Genomic DNA, 16,693 nt, shown 5'->3' with positions numbered 1-16,693 from the left:
CATGAAACTCTATCCCGCCATTGACCTGCGGAATGGTCAGGTCGTCCGCCTGACCCAGGGCGATTACGATAAAATGACCGTCTACGGCACCGACCCCTGCGCCCAGGCGCGGCAGTTTGTGGCCGCAGGGGCAAAATATCTCCACGTTGTCGATCTGGACGGCGCAAAAGACGGTACCCTCTCCAACTATGACACCATTGCCGCACTGGCAAAGCAGGGCGGCCTGTACATCGAGGTGGGCGGCGGCATCCGCACCGAGGAGCGGATCGAAAAATATCTCTCCCTCGGCGTGGGGCGCTGCATCCTGGGCAGCGTGGCCGTGACGGATTTTGCGTTCACGGCCCGGATGCTGCAAAAGTACGGCGATCAGATCGCGGTGGGCGTGGACGCCAAAGATGGCTTTGTTGCCATCCACGGCTGGAAAGAGGTCAGCGCCGAAAAGGGCGTGAACTTCTGCAAGCGGCTGGCAGCAGCGGGCTGCAAAGCCATCATCTACACGGATATTGCCTGCGACGGCGCCATGCAGGGCACCAATCTGGCCCTCTACCGCCAGCTCTCGGCCGAGGTGCCGGGGGTGGAGTTCACGGCCAGCGGCGGCATTTCCTCGGAGGCAGAGCTGCTGGAGCTGGAGCGGATGGGGGTGGCGGCCGCCATCCTGGGCAAGAGCCTCTACACCGGGGCGCTGGATCTTGCCCGCTGCGTACAGCTGGTACAGAAATAAACGAAAGGGAAACGCAAGATGATCACAAAACGCATCATTCCCTGTCTGGATGTCCGGAATGGCCGGGTGGTCAAGGGCACCAACTTTGAGGGCATCAAGGATGTGGCCGACCCGGTGGAAATGGCCCGGCTCTACAACGCTGCCGGGGCCGATGAGCTGGTGTTCTACGACATCACGGCCAGTTTTGAGGGCCGCGCCCTCTTCACGGAGATCCTGACCCGGGTGGCCAGTGAGATCTTCATCCCCCTGACGGTGGGCGGCGGCATCCACACGCTGGAAGATTTTGACCGGGTGCTCAAGTGCGGGGCCGATAAGGTCAGTGTCAACTCGGGAGCCCTCAAGAACCCCAACCTCATCCCGGCGGCGGCCCAGCGGTACGGCAACCAGTGCGTCGTCCTCTCGGCAGATGTCAAGCGGGTGGACGGCCAGTTCCGCGTTTTTGCCAAGGGCGGGCGCGAGGATACGGGCCGGGACGCGCTGGACTGGATCGCCTGGGCCGTGGACCACGGCGCGGGCGAAGTCTGCCTCAACAGCATTGACACGGACGGCGTCCGGAACGGCTTTGATCTCGAAATGCTGGGCGCCGTTGCCAGCCGGGTCAGCGTGCCCATCATCGCCAGCGGCGGCGCGGGCAAAAAAGAGGATTTTCTGGAGCTGTTCGGCCACAAGGGCATCGACGCGGGCCTGGCGGCGGGTATTTTCCACCAGAAGCTGCTCACCATCCGGGAGTTAAAGGAATACTTAAATAAAAATGGTGTGGAAATGCGGCTGTGAACCCCTTGCGTTTCCCAGCGGAATCGGATAAACTATAGGTGTCCCCATTCGGGGCGGGAGCATTACCATGGAACTGAAATTTGATGAAAAAGGCCTGATCCCTGCCATCGTGCAGGACCACTACACCAAAGAGGTGCTCACCCTCGCGTACATGAACGCCGAGACGCTGGCACTGACCATTGCGGAGGGCCGCACGGTCTTCTGGAGCCGGAGCCGTCAGGAGATCTGGCGCAAAGGCGAGACCAGCGGCAACGTGCAGCAGGTGGTGTCCATCACCGCCGACTGCGACGCGGACGCCCTGGTGGTGGAAGTGGTAAAAGCGGGCCCCGCCTGCCACACCGGCGCGGAGAGCTGCTTCTTCAACGAAGTGTATGTCTCCCCGGAGCTCAAGCAGTTCAGCTGGCAGGGCCTGTACGACCTCATCAAGGGCCGCAAGACCAGCCCCAAGGAGGGCAGCTACACCACCTACCTGTTTGAGAAAGGCAAAGAGAAGATCCTCAAAAAGGTGGGCGAGGAGTGCACCGAGGTCATCATTGCGGGCGAAAAAGAAGACAACGCCGAGACCATTTATGAGATCAGCGACCTGGCTTACCATGTGCTGGTACTGATGGTGCAGGCGGGCATCACGGTGGAGGATATCACCCGTGAGCTGGAAAAACGACACGTTATTGACTACAAGGTCAAACAGGAAAGGATGCAGTGAGTTCACTATGGCAGATTTCAAGAAGTCCAGTGTACATTGTCACTCGACGATGTGCGACGGCAAAAACACCTTGCAGGAGATGGCCAGCGCGGCCTGCGCGCAGGGCCTGACCACATTGGGCTTCACGGGCCATAGCTATACCCAGCGTGACCGCGAATACTGCATGAGCCCCAGCCGTACCGCCCAGTACAAGGCCACCATTGCCAAGCTCAAGACCGAGTATAAGGGCAAGGTGGATATCCTCTGCGGCATCGAGTGGGACATCCTCAGCGAGGACAAGCGCGCCGGCTATGATTACTGGATCGGCAGCGCGCACCACCTGTACGGCAAGAACACGGGCAAGTATTATGAGATCGACTTCCGCCCGCAGGACCTGCACGACTGTATTTACGATGATTTTGACGGCGACCCGCTGGCCGCTGTGGAAGCCTACTTTGCCGAGGTGGAAAAGGTGGCGGCCATGAAGCCGGACATCCTGGCCCACATCGACCTCATCAAGAAGCTGAACGCCGAGGGCGAGTTCTTTGAGGAAGAGTCTCCCCGCTACAAGGCGGCTGCCCTCAAGGCGCTGAACGCGGCCAAAGAGAATGGCTGCCTGCTGGAGGTCAACACCGGCGGCGTCTACCGCGGCTACCGCAAGGACTTCTACCCTGGCCCCTGGCTCCTGACCGAGTGGCACAAGATGGGCGGCAAGGTCATCATCACCTCCGACGCCCACGATACCGCCAGCCTGACCTTTGGCTTTGATGAGGCCGCTGAGGCGGTGAAAGCCGCAGGCTTTACCAGCGTGGAGGTGCTCACCGTCAACGGCTTTGAGACCCAGGAGCTGTAAACAACAAGTAAAATGAGACAAGGCTGCTGTGCAACTGCATGGCAGCCCTGTTTTTGCGATCAATTTTGAGAGGCAGGAACCCTATGACCCAGACCATCCCCGCAAAGAAAAATTTCTTCAACCAGAATGTGGACCTGATGAACGGCCCCATTTTCAAGAGCCTGTTCATCTTCATGCTCCCCATTTTTGTTTCCAACCTGTTCCAGCAGCTGTATAATACCGTGGACACCATGATCGTGGGCAATGTGCTGGGCGACACGGCATTGGCCGCCATTGGCTCCTGCGGCTCGATTTACGAGCTTCTGGTCGGATTCGGCATTGGGATTGGCAACGGCCTTGCCATCGTTGCAGCGCGTTCCTACGGGGCTCAGGACGAGGACCTGCTCAAGAAGACCGTGGCGGGCTCTCTCGTCATCGGATTTTTGTCCTCCCTCTGCATCACGCTGGCAGGCCTTGTGGGCCTGCACCCGCTGCTGGTGCTGCTGGACACCCCGGCGGAGATCCTGGAAGAGGCCTACAGCTATATCCTCATCATTGACGTGGGCGTGCTGGTCATGTTTGCGTACAACCTCTGTGCAGGCCTGCTCCGGGCCATCGGCAACAGTTTCATGCCGCTGATCTTCCTGCTGATCTCCTCGGGCCTGAACGTGGCGCTGGACCTCGTGTTCATCGCCGTCGTCGGCATGGGGGTCAAGGGAGCGGCCGTGGCCACTGTCATTTCCCAGGGCGTTTCGGTGGTGCTCTGCATCTTTTATGTCCTCCGCAAGACCCGCGTGCTGGTGCCAGAGCGCAAGCACTTCCAGGTGGGCAGAAAGCTCTACTGGGACCTGTTCAGCCAGAGCATTTCCATGGGCCTCATGAGCAGCATCGTCTCGGCAGGCTCCGTGGTGCTGCAATATGGCATCAACGGGCTGGGTACGCTGGTCATCGCCGGACACACCGCCGCCCGGAAGATGTTCGCCTTTACGGATATGCCACTCATTGCCATGGCGAATGCGGGTTCCACGTTCGTCTCCCAGAACTACGGCGCAAACCACCCGGACCGTGTCCGCAAGGGGATGCGGGAAATTTACCTTTATTCTGTGGTGGTGGCCGTGCTGGCTGTTCTGTTGATGAACGTGGGCGCCGAGTGGATGGTCAAGCTGATCTCCGGTTCCAGCGAGGCGGTGGTGCTGGAAAACGGCGCAAAATATCTGATCTGGAACGCGCCGTTCTACGCGGTGCTGGGTGTGCTGCTCTCCACCCGCTATGCCCTGCAGAGCCTGGGTCAGAAAGTGCTGCCCCTTTTCTCCAGCGTCATTGAATTCGTGGGCAAGATCCTGTTCGTGCTGCTCTTCATCCCCCGCTTTGCCTACGATGCCGTCATCCTCTGCGAGCCCATCATCTGGTGCTTTATGACCATCGAGCTGGTGTGGGTCTACCTGTACGACCCGTTTGTGTTCCCGAAAAAAGCGAAAAATTAAGAATCAAACGCAAGAAAAGCGCTGCCAATGGCAGCGCTTTTTTGTTACGAGGATCTGAATTTTACAGTGCCGAATACCCAAAACTGTTGACCAAGGCGTCAATGTGCTGGCCTGCCTTGCACAGGGGGCACTCGCGGGAGTCATAGCTGGCGTAATCGGGCAGGCTGGAGGGGTCAAAGATGGAAGTCACCGGGATGCCGGCGCACGCGGTGGTGGTGGCAAAGATGGCGGACAGGCCGGCCACCATGCCGCCGTAGTAGTTGACAGCCTCGACCGCGGCCTGCGCCGTGTAGCCGGTGGTGATGGAGGCGGCCAGGATGAGCACATGCTTGCCCTTGACCATGGGGGCCAGATTGTCACGCAGGATGATCTGGCTGCCGGTGGTGTACTCCGGGGTAATGACGTAGATGGTCTGGTGGGCGTTCATGTTGGAGAAGCCGTCTTTCGTCAGCTCGTTGGCCAGACAGGTGCCGATGACCTGAGTGCCGTCCAGGCAGAGGACCGTGTCCACGATGGTGTTGTGCTGGTAGGCGGCCACCAGCTCTTTGGCCACGGCTTTGGCTTCGGACAGGCGGGCTTTCTGGGTGGTCACGTCGATGTAATAGTTGATATGGCTGTGGCTGGTGGCAAAATGGCCTTTGGCCACGCGCAGGAACAGACTGCTCTTATTGGTGGGAAGCTTTACCATATTGATCATAACTGCAACACTCCTGTTCTGATAAATGCGGCGCGGACGCCCTTGCCGAAAACACAAACAGCACAGCAGCTCTCCTGAGCCCGCCGCTGTGCTCCCCTCCGTTTTCATGCATCTATTGTAACAGCAAGCGGGCACTGTGCACAAGACACAAAACCACTAAAAATCCCACTGAAAATTTGAACAGTATGACGTGAAAAGGGCGCAAAAAAGCCGCCCGGCAACGCCGGGCGGCGGAAAGCGCAAAAACTGAATTACTTAGCCATATTGCTGAGAATATACTCACCGGTCAATTCCCAAGTGGCACCATACTCAGTGTAGGGGTCGGCATCAGGCTGATAGAAGAAAGTAACGACGTCTTTTTTACCCAGAGAGGAAACACCAGAAATAGTGACAGTACCCTCAGCGGTCTTGTCTTTCTTCAACTGGGCATTGTAAAGCTCTTGACTAATCTTCAGATTGCCGAAATCAGAAGCATATTTCTTGGTGGTTTCTTTCCCGGAATCGTCGGTACTGGTAATACCGACATAGAAGCAAGAATTGTTGACACGCATCGGATTGCCGCGACCGCACTTAACGCTGAAATCAAAAGTAAGCTTGCTATCGGAAGCATTATAAGTTGCACCAGAAAGCGTGGACTGTGCCTGCAGGACGGTGATTTTGCCATACTCCGTACGGGTAGCTTTGTTATCATCATCTTTGCAGCCGGTCAGCAGGCTGGAACCAGCCACAGCCACAGCAGCAACAGCGGTATATTTCAGGAAAGAGCGGCGAGAAAATGTTAAGGACATAATCGTTCCTCCTCGTATGTACAAATACAATTTTGCAATTTTGCTCAAAAAGCATTACCTATAAAATAGGCGAAAACAAAGCAAATGTCAATGGTTTTGCAAATGTTTTTGTGAAACTTTTGGCCTTGCTCTGTCCAAAACTGACGGAATTTCGTCCCGCAAGATCAGGCTTTGGCCACATCGGAAGCGCTCAGGCTGAAAGTGAGCGTCTTGTTGGTGACAAAGGTCGGGGTATAGGTGACCGTGATCTGCTGCCAGCCGGTGGGCACCATGCAGACCAGCTCAATGTAGCCGGAGCGCTGCGGGGGCAGGCTGGGGGCATCGGTAAAGGTCTCGGTGGTGCTGTCGTACAGGGAGATGTAAGCGCCGCTCTCCACGTCGGCACCGTCGCAGACCACGGCAAAATCGGTGGTGGAAGCGGACAGAGCGTGGAAGTAAGGAGCCGTGTTGGAAGCCTTGGCGGCATCGGTATCCAGCGGGTAAGCGGCGTTGATCTCTGCAATGTTGGGGGCACCGATGTTGAACGTGACGCTGGAAGAGCGGTTGACGGCGGTGACCAGCACAGCCACATACTCATGGCCCGGGACATCGGGGGCGGAAGTCAGAGTAAAAACGCTGGTCAGCTGGACGCCCAGATTGTTCCAGTTGCTGACCTTATCGCCGACTTTGACCTCGACAGAAGCATTGGAGCTGGACTGGCAGCCGCCCAGCAGAGCAGCCGTGCCCAGAGCGGCGGCAGAAGCACCGGTGCACTTGAGGAACGTACGGCGGGAAATTTTATTGGACATGGGAAATGCCTCCTTCTATTGAATGCAGATCATGAAACACTTTTCTGATACTTCGTTTATAACATCTTTTGTACCAGGATGCAAGCATTTACGCCCAGAATTTACACTTGTTTCACAGGGAGCAACAAAAACCTCACGGCTCCGGGGTCAGGCCTTTGACATGGGTCTCGCTGGTCTTGACCAGGTTGAGCAGGCTGGGGGTGTACAGCGGGAACTCGCGGGTCAGGCTCTCGGTGGTCATGGCGAGGCTGGAGGGGTCCTTGACGCCCTCACCGCCGTTGACATCCTCCCCGGCCAGCAGGGCCTCCACGTTGGATTCCGCCATCTTCATCACGGCGTCGGAGTAGCCGGGCCAGCGGCGGGCCTCCACGCCGAACAGGCTCTGGGCGTTGTGAGGCTCGGCAGAATAGAGCAGCCGGAACATCTTGGCCACAGCCATCATCAGGTAGCTGCTCACCTCGGTGGTCAGGGCCTTGCTGTGGCACTGGCCGATCTTGGCGTACAGCACGTTGAGGCTGTTGGAGATCAGCTTTTTGTTCATGGTGGGCAGCACGCTGCCGTGGTAGATGTTGTCTTTCATCTTATCGGGGTTGGGCAGGTCCTCGGCCGAGAGCATCATGCCGTTGCGCTCGGCAGAACGGCCCAGCAGATAATCACAGGAAACATTATAATAATCGGCCACTTTGACCACAAAGTCCAGGCCGCATTCGCGGATGCCTTTCTCGTAGTGGGAGAGCAGGGCCTGCGAGACACCCAGATCCTCCGCGGCCTGTTTCTGGGTGATGCCGCGCTCCTTGCGCAGCAGCTTGATGATACGGTTAAATTCCATGATGTTTTTGCTCCTCGATGATGAAATTGGAACATCCTTGATTTTTGGTTTACAGCACGTTGATTATACACAATGGAAAACGACTTGTAAAGCAAGAAAAGTGACGGAATTTTTTGTCGATTTTCGTCATTTTTATCAAAAAACTTGCCCCTCCCCCATATCTATGCTAAACTAGAGGACAGAAAGCATACATTTTGTGGCACGCGGCAAAACAGGATCTTGCCTGCGAGGCCAAAATTCAGGATAAATTGAGGTAGTTTACATGAAAACGTTCAAACTTCATCTCATCCGCCATGGCATGACCGAGGGCAACCTCAAGGGGCTGTACATCGGCAGCGGCACGGATATCCCTCTGTGCGACGAGGGCCGCGCCCAACTGCAGGAGCTGAAAGAGCGGTTCGAGTACCCGCAGGTGGATACCGTCTTCTCCTCCCCGCTGATGCGCTCTGTGGAGACGGCCAACATCCTCTTCCCCAACGCCACCCACCAGTTCTCGGTGCACGACCTGCGGGAGGCGGGCTTCGGCGTGTTTGAGAACCGCCCGGTGAAAGAGTTGGTCAAGGATGAGGACTTTAAAAAGTGGATCACCCCCGGCTCCGGCTTTGTGCCCGAGGGTGCCGAGCCCACCGAGCAGTTCCATGCCCGCTGTGCCGAGACCCTGCTCAAGCTGTTTGAGTACATGATCCGGATGGATGTTACCGAGGCTGCCTGCGTGACCCACGGCGGCGTCATCATGAGTATGCTGAGCCAGCGTGCCCTCCCCTCCCGCCACCCGGAGCAGTGGATGGCCGACCCCGGCTGCGGCTACACGGTCCAGACCGATGTTCAGCTCTGGATGCGGGACCGCCTGGTGGAGGCTATCGACATCGTGCCCTTTGGCTATGCCGATACCCTGCGGGGCCAGGCCGAGACCGAGGAAAACGAAGCGTTTGAATAACGTGGGATCATCAGTCTGCAAAATCTTTGCCGCCGGGCACAAAACTGCTGCCCGACGGCATTTTTGCGGCAAAGAACGGGAAATTCCGGGCAAAAGCCTTGACAGGGTGCCCGGAATTTACTATTGTATAAAGTGAAACTTTTCCCTTGCAAGGAGGAATCCCCCGATGTCTCAATCTTTGTCGCGTCGTTCGTTCCTGAAATGCGCCGGGTCGGGTGCGGTCAGTCTGGCTGCTGCCCTGCTCACGGGCGTTTCGGCGGCTGCGCTTGCGCCCTGCTATCAGGGCGAACCTGCCCTGCTGGACGGCAAAGCTGCCGTTGAGCTGCTGGGCTATGCCCCGGCCCCGGGTCTGGGCGGTGCGCTGGTCTATCTCTCGGTGGAAAATCTCTCTGCAAAAACGCTGGCCGTGGGGGCCAGCTACCTGCTCAGCCGGGAGGTCGCCACCACCGACGAGCTCTATACCCTGGGCGTGGGCCTCACTGCCCGGTGCGACGGCAAGCCTGTCCGCTGCGGCAGCTTTGCAGCGCCCCTCTACGGCGAGAATGCGGCGGACGCCTCGGCGTTCACGCTGAACCTCTCCGCAGGCCGCGGAGCCATGCTCCACTGCTTCTGTGAGGTACCGGAAAATTGGGAGACGCTGGAGCTGACCTATCAGCCTGCCTTTGCGGCCAGCCAGCCCATGACGTTCGTGGTGCGCCGCGGTGCCGATGAAGTCCAGCTGGGCCCTGTGCCCGCTTCCCCTGCCGAAGTGGGCAGCGTGGTGGACCTGTAAAGATTCTAAGAAAAACAAATGCCTCCGCGTCAGACCGGCGCGGAGGCATTTTTGCATGTTTGAGATTATTGGATCAGATTTTCTCCGGCGGAGTTGGTCACGGTCAGCTCCTGCCCGGTCACGCTGGAAACGAGGGCCAGGTAGCTCCGCCCGGAGTTCAGGGTCAGCAGCTCGCCGTCGGCATCGTAAAACTGGAACGTGGTGTCGGTGCCCTGCGTCCAGGTGACGTACCACAGGTGCCCGCCGTTGAGCCAGACGCCGCCGCCCATGGAAAGATCGTAGTCGAACGTCTGCTCGTCATCCCGCAGGGCGGAAGCGCTGAACAGGACGAGCAGGTTGTCAAAGGCTGCCTGCTGGCCGCTGTTGGCGTCCAGCTGCGGGGTGCCGTCGGCGTGGAGCATTTTGTAGGTGGCGCTCTCGGCGTCGTAGGCAAAGCCCGTGGCGTTCTGTTCGTCGAACTGGAGCCGGACATTGACAGCATCGGGGGCCGTGGCATCCGGGACTTTATTTTCCATGCTCTGGGGCAGCAGGGCCGGGATGGTCAGAGGCGTGTCCTCCCCGGAGGCGCTGCCCGCCGCCGCGGAAGCGGCCGTCGTCACCCGGGATTCGGTCAGCGTGGAGGAGATGTTCAGCGTTTCCAGCGCGCTGGAAAGGGCGCTGCCGCTGGTGTACCAGAGGGGCGCGTTGCTCCACCCTGCCGGGCAGGAAAAGGCGTTGCGGCCTGCTTCCAGTGCATCGACAGGCCGCAGAGAATAATAATCAAGATAATTCTGGTCGAACTGCCCGCCGCCGCGCTGGACGGGGATCACCTGCTGGCCTACCAGAAGCCGCCAGTATAAGTCTTCGCCGGCGGCCACCGGGCCCACCTGAGGCACAGCATTCACAGAGGGATAGACCAGACAGAGCCGGGTGCTGCCCTGCAGCTCGGTGCGGGCTTCCAGCACCACGGAAGCGGCGGAAAGCCCCCACTGGGTGGTGCTGTTCGAGGCGTTCTCAATGCTCACCGCTACGGGGCGCTGGCCCGGCCAGAGCTGCTCCTGCCCGGTGAGCGGGTCGGTGGGAACAGGCTGCTCCGGGGCTGGATCGGATGGCAGGAGCGAACAGCCTGCCAGCAGGGCGGCACAGAGCCCGAGGCTGGCAGCGGCCCGGAGCGCGGTTCCAATGCGTTTCATTCGCGTCTCCTTACGGTTGCAGGCATGACTGCCCTTACTGATAGTTGAAGCTGCTCCACTCATCATCGTCCACCAGAGCGAGGTAGGTCTTGCCGCGGTTGAGGGTCATTTCCTCGCCGCTGTCGGTGTAGAGCTTGAGTGGATGGGTGGGGTGCGGCTTCTCCCAGCGGCCGGTCTGGACGCCGCCGTGGGTAAACAGATAAGCCTGCCCGCCCTGAACGTACTGGACCTCCTGCACGTCGTGGGAGTCACCCGCATAGGCGGCAATGTTGGCAAAACAGACCACCACATTGTCAAAGGTCAGCTGCTTGCCCGTCAGCTCGTCAATGGTGTCGCCATAGGCCTTTTTGGAGGGGTCGTACATGGAGAGCGAGTAGGTCTTGCTGAGGCTGCCGTAGACCAGCTCCGAGCGGTAGCTGTCCGAGTGGCTGATGTGGATCTTCTTGGCCGAGGGAGTGCCGCTCAGCTTGTTGACCTCGTCGGTGCGGTAATCCGCAAAGCGGAAGAACGTGCTCTCGTAAGGATATTGCAGGCTGATGCCCGCGTTGGAAGCGGCCTGCCGGATCTCCTTGCCGGAGGTGAACTCGGTGTGCTCGTAGGCCACGTTGCGGCCCCGGCTGTCCCGGTGGGCCACATGGGTGTGGACGGGCGTGTTGAAGTAATTCTTGCCGCCGATGTTCAGGCCAGAATATTGATATACATTGACAAACTGGGTGCAGAAGATGCTCTCGCCGTCGTGGTAATAGAGTGCCTGCCAGGGCATGAGCAGCTGCAGGAACTGGTCGCGGCCGGAGCGGAGCGGGCCCACCTCCGGGATGTCATTGGCATCATGGAACAGCGCGCACAGGCGGGTGATACCGCCCTCTACCTTGCTCTCAATCAGGATGTCTGCCGAGCCGATGCCCCGCTGCGGGCGGGCATTCTGCCGCTCCGAGTTGGAGATGTTGTTGACCATCACGCCCACGATGCGGCCATTGGTGCGGTGGGCCTGTCCGGTCAGCACATCAGCGTCATAAACCGGCAGCGCGGCGGCTGCCTCGGACGACGCGGCCCCGGCCACGGACGATGCAGCCGCTTCACTGGAAGCCGCCACAGAGCCAGCCTCACTGGCGGCCGGTGCGTTGCCGTCCACCAGCTTTTTGATCCACCCGGACACGCCGCCGCCCAGCGCGGCGCTGCCCGCCCCGGAGCAGCCCGTCAGGGCCAGCAGCACTGCCGCCATCCACGAAAACCGAAGTACAGACCGACGAGAAATTTTCATTGCGGAAGACCTCCTGTAAAAGCGCTGGGCCGCCCGGCCCAGCGCGGTTGGGTGTAAATTTTGATTGATTTGATTGTACTGGTTCTTGTCCGGTTTGTAAAGAGGAAGTTCCGGCCAGCACCGGCCCACAGCCCGGCATGTCCTGCCCGCGGAAAAAGAAATGCGCTTTTTTGCACTTTACTCTTGCTTTTTTTGCCCGGGTGTGGTAATATAATTCGGCAATATGTTTTATTGCATGAATATGCGCTCGTAGCTCAGCCGGTAGAGCATCTGACTTTTAATCAGAGGGCCAGGGATTCGAGTTCCCTCGAGCGCACCAAAATCCCACGAGGAATCGTAAGATTCCTCATGGGATTTTCTTTTTGTACGCCATTTGCACGGTCTCTGCACGGTTTTTGCACGGTCCGCATTTTTCGTGTCAGATGGAGTAAGTCTGTGAATTACTCTGCAATTCGTGCTATTTTTTGCAATTCAGGTCAGCAAAGCCAGGCGGAGCTGCGCTTTTACAGAGGGGTCTGCGTCTTTCAGAAGTTCCACTAAGGCAGATACCGAGATGGTCGGCTCAGCCTCGACAGGAACGCTCTGAGGTTCGGATTCTGCCGGCTTATAAAAGCCTTCCTCGAACTTTTTACCCAGCTTTTTACGGGAATCCTGCTGGATGTGTGCATAGGTGTTGACCAGAAGATTAGCGCTGGCATGGCCCGTTGTGCCCTGTACCGCTTTCACATCACCGCCGGAGATCATCAGCTGGTAGGTGGCACTGGAATGCCGCAGGCCGTGAAACACGATGCGAGTGAACTCCGGGTGCTCGTCCTGCCACTTGATGAACTTTTTGCGGATGAGGATCGGCTCTACCGCCAAACCGTTGGGCAAGCGCAGGAGCATCCCACTGTTGCGGTAGCGTTCCGGCTCAACGGCTTCGTCCATTTCCAAACGCTTTAGCCAGTGTTTCAGTTCTTCTTTCAACACTGCCGTCATGAAGATGGTTCGGTTGGAAGATGCTGTTTTGGTCTTTTTGAGCACCAGCGTTGTGGTGCTGTCCTCGCGCTTATCCTCAAACTCCTGCAAGATGCAGCCCTTGCCCGTTTTTGCCAGCGATGCCTTCTGGACACGCTGCATACACTTGTTAATGCGGAACGTGCCTGTGCCGTCTGCTCCCTCAAAATCAAGATCTTCCGGGGTCAGGCCAGCGACTTCGCCCTCACGCAGTGCGCCCACCAGCGTAAGATGGACTGCCAGATGCAGAATGGGGTCCTCCATGCTGGCAAGTGCGGCCCACATCTCATCTGCATCCCAGATGGCACGCTCTTGAATTGACTTTTTAGGACTGTCCACCGGAACGGGGCTTTTGATGAGGATACCCCACTCCACCGCATACTGGAACGCTGTCCGCAGCAGGCGGTGTACCTCGTGGATGGTCGTGCCGGAGAGAAACCGCTGCTGCTGTTTTTCCGAAAGCACCTGCTTTTTGCCCTCATAATACTGGCCGCAGGGCGTTTTGCTGAGGGTAGAATACAGGTCTTCCAGATGGTAAGGCTTGAGCTTTTGCATCTGCATATCGCCGATGTACGGAATAATGAGGTTCTGGACGGTTCCCAGATTGGATTGATAGGTGCAGGGGGCCCATTTGTGCTTGTTGCATTGCTTGGGAAGCCACTCCATCAAAAACTCCTTGACGGTGATGGTGGACGGAATCAGAAACGTTCCGTTTGCCAGTTCATGTTCGATTTGTTTTTTGCGATTTGTTGCCTCCTCTTTCGTGGAAAAACTTTCCCATTTGTTGCAGTTTTTACCCTGCTCGTCTTGGTAAGTATAGCGGACACCATAGGAGCTGCCGCGTTTCGTAATATATGCCATACGTTATCTCCTTTTTCAAGCTGCCCGGAGCCACGCATCGAAACTGTCTTTCGGGATGCGGATGCTTCCGCCTACCCGCAGAACACGGAATTCGGTGGTGCTGTTGCACAGGTTGTAGGCAGAGCGCAGGCTGATGGCCAGCATCTGCGCAATTTCCTCCACCGTGTACACCAGTGTTGTGGCTTTCAGGCTGTCAGTCGGAGACTTGACGGCATTTGTTTGAGTGACCACTTCCATTTTATCGTTATTCGGAATGGTCTGCAAGATATTTTTCGTATAATCCAAAGATTTCACAGTTTCGGTCATTGCTGCCCTCCTTTTGTCAGGTGCATATTCGTTTCGTGAATCAGCCGATCAACGATTTCATGGATTCCAACTTTTTCTGTGCGTTCTCTTTGCGAAGACTTGCCCCGATGCAGGAAATTGGAACGCACATTTCCAGAATGCGGTCATAAATGCGGGCGTGAGCAGTATCCTGTGGATGCCGTATCTCGTTCAGCGGCAGGTTGGTGATGACGATCAGCGGTTTTTGGCTGCGGTATCTGCTGTCCACGATGTTGTAGACCTGTTCCAGCGCATACTCTGTACCACGTTCCATCCCGAAATCGTCAATGATGAGCAGTGGATAGCAGCAGAGCTTGTCCACAATATCATTCCGCCCGGAAAAGCTGCTGTTCAGTTCGTTCAGGATTCGGGCAAAGTTCGTCATACGCACAGGCACTTCCTGTTCCATTAGAGCGTTTGAAATGCACCCGGCAAGGAAACTCTTGCCGGTGCCCACACCGCCCCAGAGGAGCAGGCCTAGGTTCTCTGCGCGCATGATCTGCCATCGCTCCACATAGCGGTGTGCGTAACGCATTTGAGGGGCACGACCATCGTCGTTTTCAAAGTTCCAGTCGAGCATTGCCGTATCCGAGAAGCCCCCTGCTTTCAACCGTCGGACAAGTTCGCTGTGCGTTTGCTGACGAATAGCGACTTCCTGTTGCTCTCGCTCCATCTTACGACACCGGCAATCTACGGGATGCCTGTTCTTTCCCATCAGGACAAGGTTCTTTGCAAAGAACGCTTCTTTTGGGGTATGACACTTTCCACAATGAAGCAGGCCATCTTTGCCATAATAGTCCCCATTCGATTTGGAAACTGCGGGAATGACCGATTCTAAAACGGTCTTGCCGTTTGTCATAAGCTTTCTCCTTCCCGAAATTCATACAGTGGAACATTTCTTTGTTCTGTAGGGTGGTTAAAACTCAGTTTGTTCTTATTCAGGTAGTTAGGTGGGCATTTTTGCACAATCATATTGGTCATTTCTGCACAGTCTGATGAGCCAGAAATGCGCAGAGTGGCAGCGCATTTTTGAGCTGTATGCGGAATTTTGAGAAAAATTCTGCTGGGCTTTGAAAAACCGCTGCGAGTCCGCTCAATAAGGCCGGCATTCGTTAGTTCTGTAAGAGAACGCGTTATACTGGAGAAGCTGCACCCAAGGGCTTGTGCCAGCTTTGGAATCGGATAGACCACATAAATCCGGCCCTGTTCATCGGTCCAGTTGTTTTTTCGGGAAAGTGTTGCCCGGTCGAGCAGAAGTGCGTACAGCAGCTTCGCTGTATGGCTTAATTGGGCGTCCAGCAAAAACTTTGGAAATGGCAGATACCGGGGTAGCGGAGTACAAACGGTCAAATCATCAAACAAGCCAATCACCCTCCCTGTCTCTGCGATTCCAGCATTTTCAAGTGCTTCGAGCGGATAAATTCCAGATAGCGCTGCAGATTGTCAGAATACTTTTCAATTTGCTTCCAGTTTTCCGGCCCTGTCAGAAGATCTGGGTACTCACGAAACGTGAGTTCCCAATTCTCGATAAAGGCGTCATAAGCACCTTCAATCGCAGCGATGTGGATGGAATGATCCGCAGGTGCTTCAACAGATTTTTTCAGGGCTTTTTGATCACTTTCGGTCAGTGCCCTTTTGTGCCCTTGTACTTTTTTTGAAATGCCGATCAGAAATCGACTTCCGTCATCATCAAAAGATTCGACCCTCACGGAAGGGCTTTTTGTAGAGGAAGCAAGCTGCTTATCTCGCTCGCTTTTCGGCTTGCGAAGTTCTGCCACAATCTCTGGCCGCTGTTCCTTCGGAGCCTTGGCGATGGCGCAGATCTCACGGTCAGCAGCTTTGATTTTCCCGTTTAGAATTTCCTCCCGGGTACCGGGTGCTGCTTCGTCTGCAGCTTCCACTCCATTCATGTACTTTTCGGCCCGCTGCACATAACCCTCGCTGGTGCCGGTCTCTTTTGCAATCCTCTGCCGGGTAATATGGCTGCCGGATTTATTTTGGCAGGGATCATTTTGATCCGTGCCATCTTTCTTAGTAGATGTGTACTGATTGCCGCGGTTTTGCGAGATCTGCTTTTCCGCTTCGTATCGCTTTCCGATCAGATACTTTCTGCGCTCCGGTGTCAGGTTGCGCCGCCCAAGCTGATGATTGCAGATCCAGATCAGAGCCTCCTGACGGCTGGAAAGCTCCATCTCTTTGATCTCGTACTCGATAAATGAATGCTTCTTCAGAAGGTTGTAGCGGTTATGCCCGTCCAGAATGGTTTTGTGCCACACAATGATCGGGTCTGTGAGCTTTCCGTCTCGAATCATATTCATTTCAAGCTGCTGGAGCTCCTGAAAACTCGGCGGCAAAATTTGAGCGGAAAACTCGGGGTCTATTTTGAGACTGCTTAGTTTCAGCATATTGTTCGCCTCCTTTGACAACAGTGTACCGGTTTCCGCAGCAAAAGTTTATGGACTCGTAGTCCAAGTTACCCACCCCCTTAGTCCATGTGTTGTATACAATGATGCAAAATAAAAAATCCGAGCCAATTCTACGATGCTATGGCATCGTGTGAATCAGATCGGAGACTTGAAAGCGTTCGCAGAAAGATGCGAGGGAGAATATGGAGTCAAAATATGAAGCGTTTTGCGGCGGTGAGAACTGAAGGATACATAACCGGCCAGTAGCATATCGTTCTCTCAGCACATCTCAATTTTAGCGTAGGTTTGGGTATCTGTATCGTTCACTGGCTGTGAGCTTCTCAGAACCAACACAATTGTAGCAAGCAGT

Annotated in this window: 18 protein-coding genes and 1 tRNA gene; 8 read left to right on the top strand and 11 right to left on the bottom strand. The window is 56.4% G+C overall.

Annotation, left to right across the window (positions count from 1 at the left end; genetic code table 11):
- The first annotated feature begins 1 nt into the window (after position 1).
- From hisA to C4N22_RS06860, 5 genes are all read left to right on the top strand, one after another.
- On the top strand, positions 2 to 721 hold the full coding sequence (gene hisA, locus C4N22_RS06880; RefSeq protein ID WP_112148440.1) for a 1-(5-phosphoribosyl)-5-[(5-phosphoribosylamino)methylideneamino]imidazole-4-carboxamide isomerase: 720 nt from the start codon (positions 2 to 4) through the stop codon (positions 719 to 721).
- A gap of 18 nt (positions 722 to 739) precedes the next feature.
- Complete coding sequence (gene hisF / locus C4N22_RS06875) at positions 740 to 1,495, top strand: imidazole glycerol phosphate synthase subunit HisF (protein WP_112148439.1); 756 nt, start codon at positions 740 to 742, stop codon at positions 1,493 to 1,495.
- A gap of 67 nt (positions 1,496 to 1,562) precedes the next feature.
- Positions 1,563 to 2,198, top strand: a complete 636-nt coding sequence (hisIE, locus tag C4N22_RS06870; protein WP_112148438.1) for a bifunctional phosphoribosyl-AMP cyclohydrolase/phosphoribosyl-ATP diphosphatase HisIE — start codon at positions 1,563 to 1,565, stop codon at positions 2,196 to 2,198.
- A 7-nt stretch (positions 2,199 to 2,205) separates the two neighbouring features.
- Positions 2,206 to 3,030, top strand: a complete 825-nt coding sequence (locus tag C4N22_RS06865) for a histidinol-phosphatase HisJ family protein (RefSeq protein ID WP_112148437.1) — start codon at positions 2,206 to 2,208, stop codon at positions 3,028 to 3,030.
- Positions 3,031 to 3,113: 83 nt separating this feature from the next.
- A complete protein-coding gene (locus C4N22_RS06860) occupies positions 3,114 to 4,493 on the top strand; it encodes an MATE family efflux transporter (protein ID WP_112148436.1) in 1,380 nt (459 codons plus the stop codon).
- Between the two features lie 61 nt (positions 4,494 to 4,554).
- Here C4N22_RS06860 and C4N22_RS06855 read toward each other — a convergent pair whose 3' ends face one another.
- The 4 genes from C4N22_RS06855 to C4N22_RS06840 form a co-directional block, all read right to left on the bottom strand.
- Positions 4,555 to 5,190: an orotate phosphoribosyltransferase gene (locus tag C4N22_RS06855; protein WP_112115576.1), complete on the bottom strand. Its 636-nt coding sequence runs from the start codon at positions 5,188 to 5,190 to the stop codon at positions 4,555 to 4,557.
- Positions 5,191 to 5,441: 251 nt separating this feature from the next.
- Positions 5,442 to 5,978 (bottom strand): twin-arginine translocation signal domain-containing protein, encoded by a 537-nt coding sequence (locus tag C4N22_RS06850; protein ID WP_112148435.1) that lies wholly within the window; start codon positions 5,976 to 5,978, stop codon positions 5,442 to 5,444.
- Between the two features lie 164 nt (positions 5,979 to 6,142).
- Positions 6,143 to 6,766 carry a twin-arginine translocation signal domain-containing protein gene (locus C4N22_RS06845; RefSeq protein WP_112148434.1) on the bottom strand — a complete coding sequence of 208 codons (624 nt, stop codon included), beginning with the start codon at positions 6,764 to 6,766 and terminating at the stop codon, positions 6,143 to 6,145.
- Positions 6,767 to 6,899: 133 nt separating this feature from the next.
- Positions 6,900 to 7,595 carry a helix-turn-helix domain-containing protein gene (locus C4N22_RS06840; protein ID WP_112115573.1) on the bottom strand — a complete coding sequence of 232 codons (696 nt, stop codon included), beginning with the start codon at positions 7,593 to 7,595 and terminating at the stop codon, positions 6,900 to 6,902.
- A gap of 262 nt (positions 7,596 to 7,857) precedes the next feature.
- Here C4N22_RS06840 and C4N22_RS06835 point away from each other — a divergent pair, with 262 nt between their 5' ends.
- On the top strand, positions 7,858 to 8,532 hold the full coding sequence (locus C4N22_RS06835; RefSeq protein ID WP_112115572.1) for a histidine phosphatase family protein: 675 nt from the start codon (positions 7,858 to 7,860) through the stop codon (positions 8,530 to 8,532).
- Positions 8,533 to 8,698: 166 nt separating this feature from the next.
- Positions 8,699 to 9,304 (top strand): hypothetical protein, encoded by a 606-nt coding sequence (locus C4N22_RS06830; protein ID WP_022256173.1) that lies wholly within the window; start codon positions 8,699 to 8,701, stop codon positions 9,302 to 9,304.
- A gap of 65 nt (positions 9,305 to 9,369) precedes the next feature.
- Here the strand turns inward: C4N22_RS06830 and C4N22_RS06825 are convergent, their stop codons facing one another.
- Together C4N22_RS06825 and C4N22_RS06820 are read right to left on the bottom strand one after the other, a co-directional pair.
- The gene (locus C4N22_RS06825; protein WP_112148433.1) at positions 9,370 to 10,476 is read right to left on the bottom strand and encodes a DUF3048 domain-containing protein; all 1,107 of its coding nucleotides are present in this window, start codon (positions 10,474 to 10,476) and stop codon (positions 9,370 to 9,372) included.
- Between the two features lie 34 nt (positions 10,477 to 10,510).
- Positions 10,511 to 11,737, bottom strand: a complete 1,227-nt coding sequence (locus tag C4N22_RS06820) for a DUF3048 domain-containing protein (protein ID WP_112148432.1) — start codon at positions 11,735 to 11,737, stop codon at positions 10,511 to 10,513.
- A gap of 243 nt (positions 11,738 to 11,980) precedes the next feature.
- On the opposite strand from C4N22_RS06820, the gene C4N22_RS06815 reads away from it, so the two are divergent.
- Positions 11,981 to 12,056 (top strand) — tRNA-Lys (locus tag C4N22_RS06815).
- 152 nt (positions 12,057 to 12,208) lie between these two features.
- Here C4N22_RS06815 and C4N22_RS06810 read toward each other — a convergent pair.
- Genes C4N22_RS06810 through C4N22_RS06790 form a run of 5 tightly spaced genes read right to left on the bottom strand, consistent with a single transcriptional unit; the run spans position 12,209 to position 16,323 of the window.
- Positions 12,209 to 13,594, bottom strand: coding sequence for a site-specific integrase (locus C4N22_RS06810; RefSeq protein WP_112148431.1), 1,386 nt, complete (start codon positions 13,592 to 13,594; stop codon positions 12,209 to 12,211).
- Between the two features lie 15 nt (positions 13,595 to 13,609).
- A complete protein-coding gene (locus tag C4N22_RS06805; RefSeq protein ID WP_112148430.1) occupies positions 13,610 to 13,900 on the bottom strand; it encodes a helix-turn-helix domain-containing protein in 291 nt (96 codons plus the stop codon).
- Between the two features lie 40 nt (positions 13,901 to 13,940).
- Positions 13,941 to 14,777, bottom strand: coding sequence for an ATP-binding protein (locus C4N22_RS06800; RefSeq protein WP_112148429.1), 837 nt, complete (start codon positions 14,775 to 14,777; stop codon positions 13,941 to 13,943).
- Positions 14,774 to 15,280, bottom strand: coding sequence for a replication initiator protein A (locus tag C4N22_RS06795; RefSeq protein ID WP_242980976.1), 507 nt, complete (start codon positions 15,278 to 15,280; stop codon positions 14,774 to 14,776). Before C4N22_RS06795 ends, C4N22_RS06800 begins: the two co-directional genes overlap by 4 nt.
- Positions 15,281 to 15,285: 5 nt before the next feature.
- Positions 15,286 to 16,323, bottom strand: a complete 1,038-nt coding sequence (locus C4N22_RS06790) for a hypothetical protein (protein WP_112148427.1) — start codon at positions 16,321 to 16,323, stop codon at positions 15,286 to 15,288.
- Between the last annotated feature and the right edge of the window lie 370 nt (positions 16,324 to 16,693).

Source organism: Faecalibacterium prausnitzii (assembly GCF_003287495.1).
GTDB lineage: Bacteria > Bacillota > Clostridia > Oscillospirales > Ruminococcaceae > Faecalibacterium > Faecalibacterium prausnitzii_I.
Note: the sequence above shows the minus strand (reverse complement) of the source record. Positions and strands in the feature narration are given on the sequence as shown.

Bases quoted from the DNA above. Each gene is read 5' to 3' on its own strand.
- hisA (WP_112148440.1), top strand. From the start codon at position 2: ATGAAACTCTATCCCGCCATTGACCTGCGGAATGGTCAGGTCGTCCGC.
- hisF (WP_112148439.1), top strand. From the start codon at position 740: ATGATCACAAAACGCATCATTCCCTGTCTGGATGTCCGGAATGGCCGG.
- hisIE (WP_112148438.1), top strand. From the start codon at position 1,563: ATGGAACTGAAATTTGATGAAAAAGGCCTGATCCCTGCCATCGTGCAG.
- C4N22_RS06865 (WP_112148437.1), top strand. From the start codon at position 2,206: ATGGCAGATTTCAAGAAGTCCAGTGTACATTGTCACTCGACGATGTGC.
- C4N22_RS06860 (WP_112148436.1), top strand. From the start codon at position 3,114: ATGACCCAGACCATCCCCGCAAAGAAAAATTTCTTCAACCAGAATGTG.
- C4N22_RS06855 (WP_112115576.1), bottom strand. From the start codon at position 5,190: ATGATCAATATGGTAAAGCTTCCCACCAATAAGAGCAGTCTGTTCCTG.
- C4N22_RS06850 (WP_112148435.1), bottom strand. From the start codon at position 5,978: ATGTCCTTAACATTTTCTCGCCGCTCTTTCCTGAAATATACCGCTGTT.
- C4N22_RS06845 (WP_112148434.1), bottom strand. From the start codon at position 6,766: ATGTCCAATAAAATTTCCCGCCGTACGTTCCTCAAGTGCACCGGTGCT.
- C4N22_RS06840 (WP_112115573.1), bottom strand. From the start codon at position 7,595: ATGGAATTTAACCGTATCATCAAGCTGCTGCGCAAGGAGCGCGGCATC.
- C4N22_RS06835 (WP_112115572.1), top strand. From the start codon at position 7,858: ATGAAAACGTTCAAACTTCATCTCATCCGCCATGGCATGACCGAGGGC.
- C4N22_RS06830 (WP_022256173.1), top strand. From the start codon at position 8,699: ATGTCTCAATCTTTGTCGCGTCGTTCGTTCCTGAAATGCGCCGGGTCG.
- C4N22_RS06825 (WP_112148433.1), bottom strand. From the start codon at position 10,476: ATGAAACGCATTGGAACCGCGCTCCGGGCCGCTGCCAGCCTCGGGCTC.
- C4N22_RS06820 (WP_112148432.1), bottom strand. From the start codon at position 11,737: ATGAAAATTTCTCGTCGGTCTGTACTTCGGTTTTCGTGGATGGCGGCA.
- C4N22_RS06810 (WP_112148431.1), bottom strand. From the start codon at position 13,594: ATGGCATATATTACGAAACGCGGCAGCTCCTATGGTGTCCGCTATACT.
- C4N22_RS06805 (WP_112148430.1), bottom strand. From the start codon at position 13,900: ATGACCGAAACTGTGAAATCTTTGGATTATACGAAAAATATCTTGCAG.
- C4N22_RS06800 (WP_112148429.1), bottom strand. From the start codon at position 14,777: ATGACAAACGGCAAGACCGTTTTAGAATCGGTCATTCCCGCAGTTTCC.
- C4N22_RS06790 (WP_112148427.1), bottom strand. From the start codon at position 16,323: ATGCTGAAACTAAGCAGTCTCAAAATAGACCCCGAGTTTTCCGCTCAA.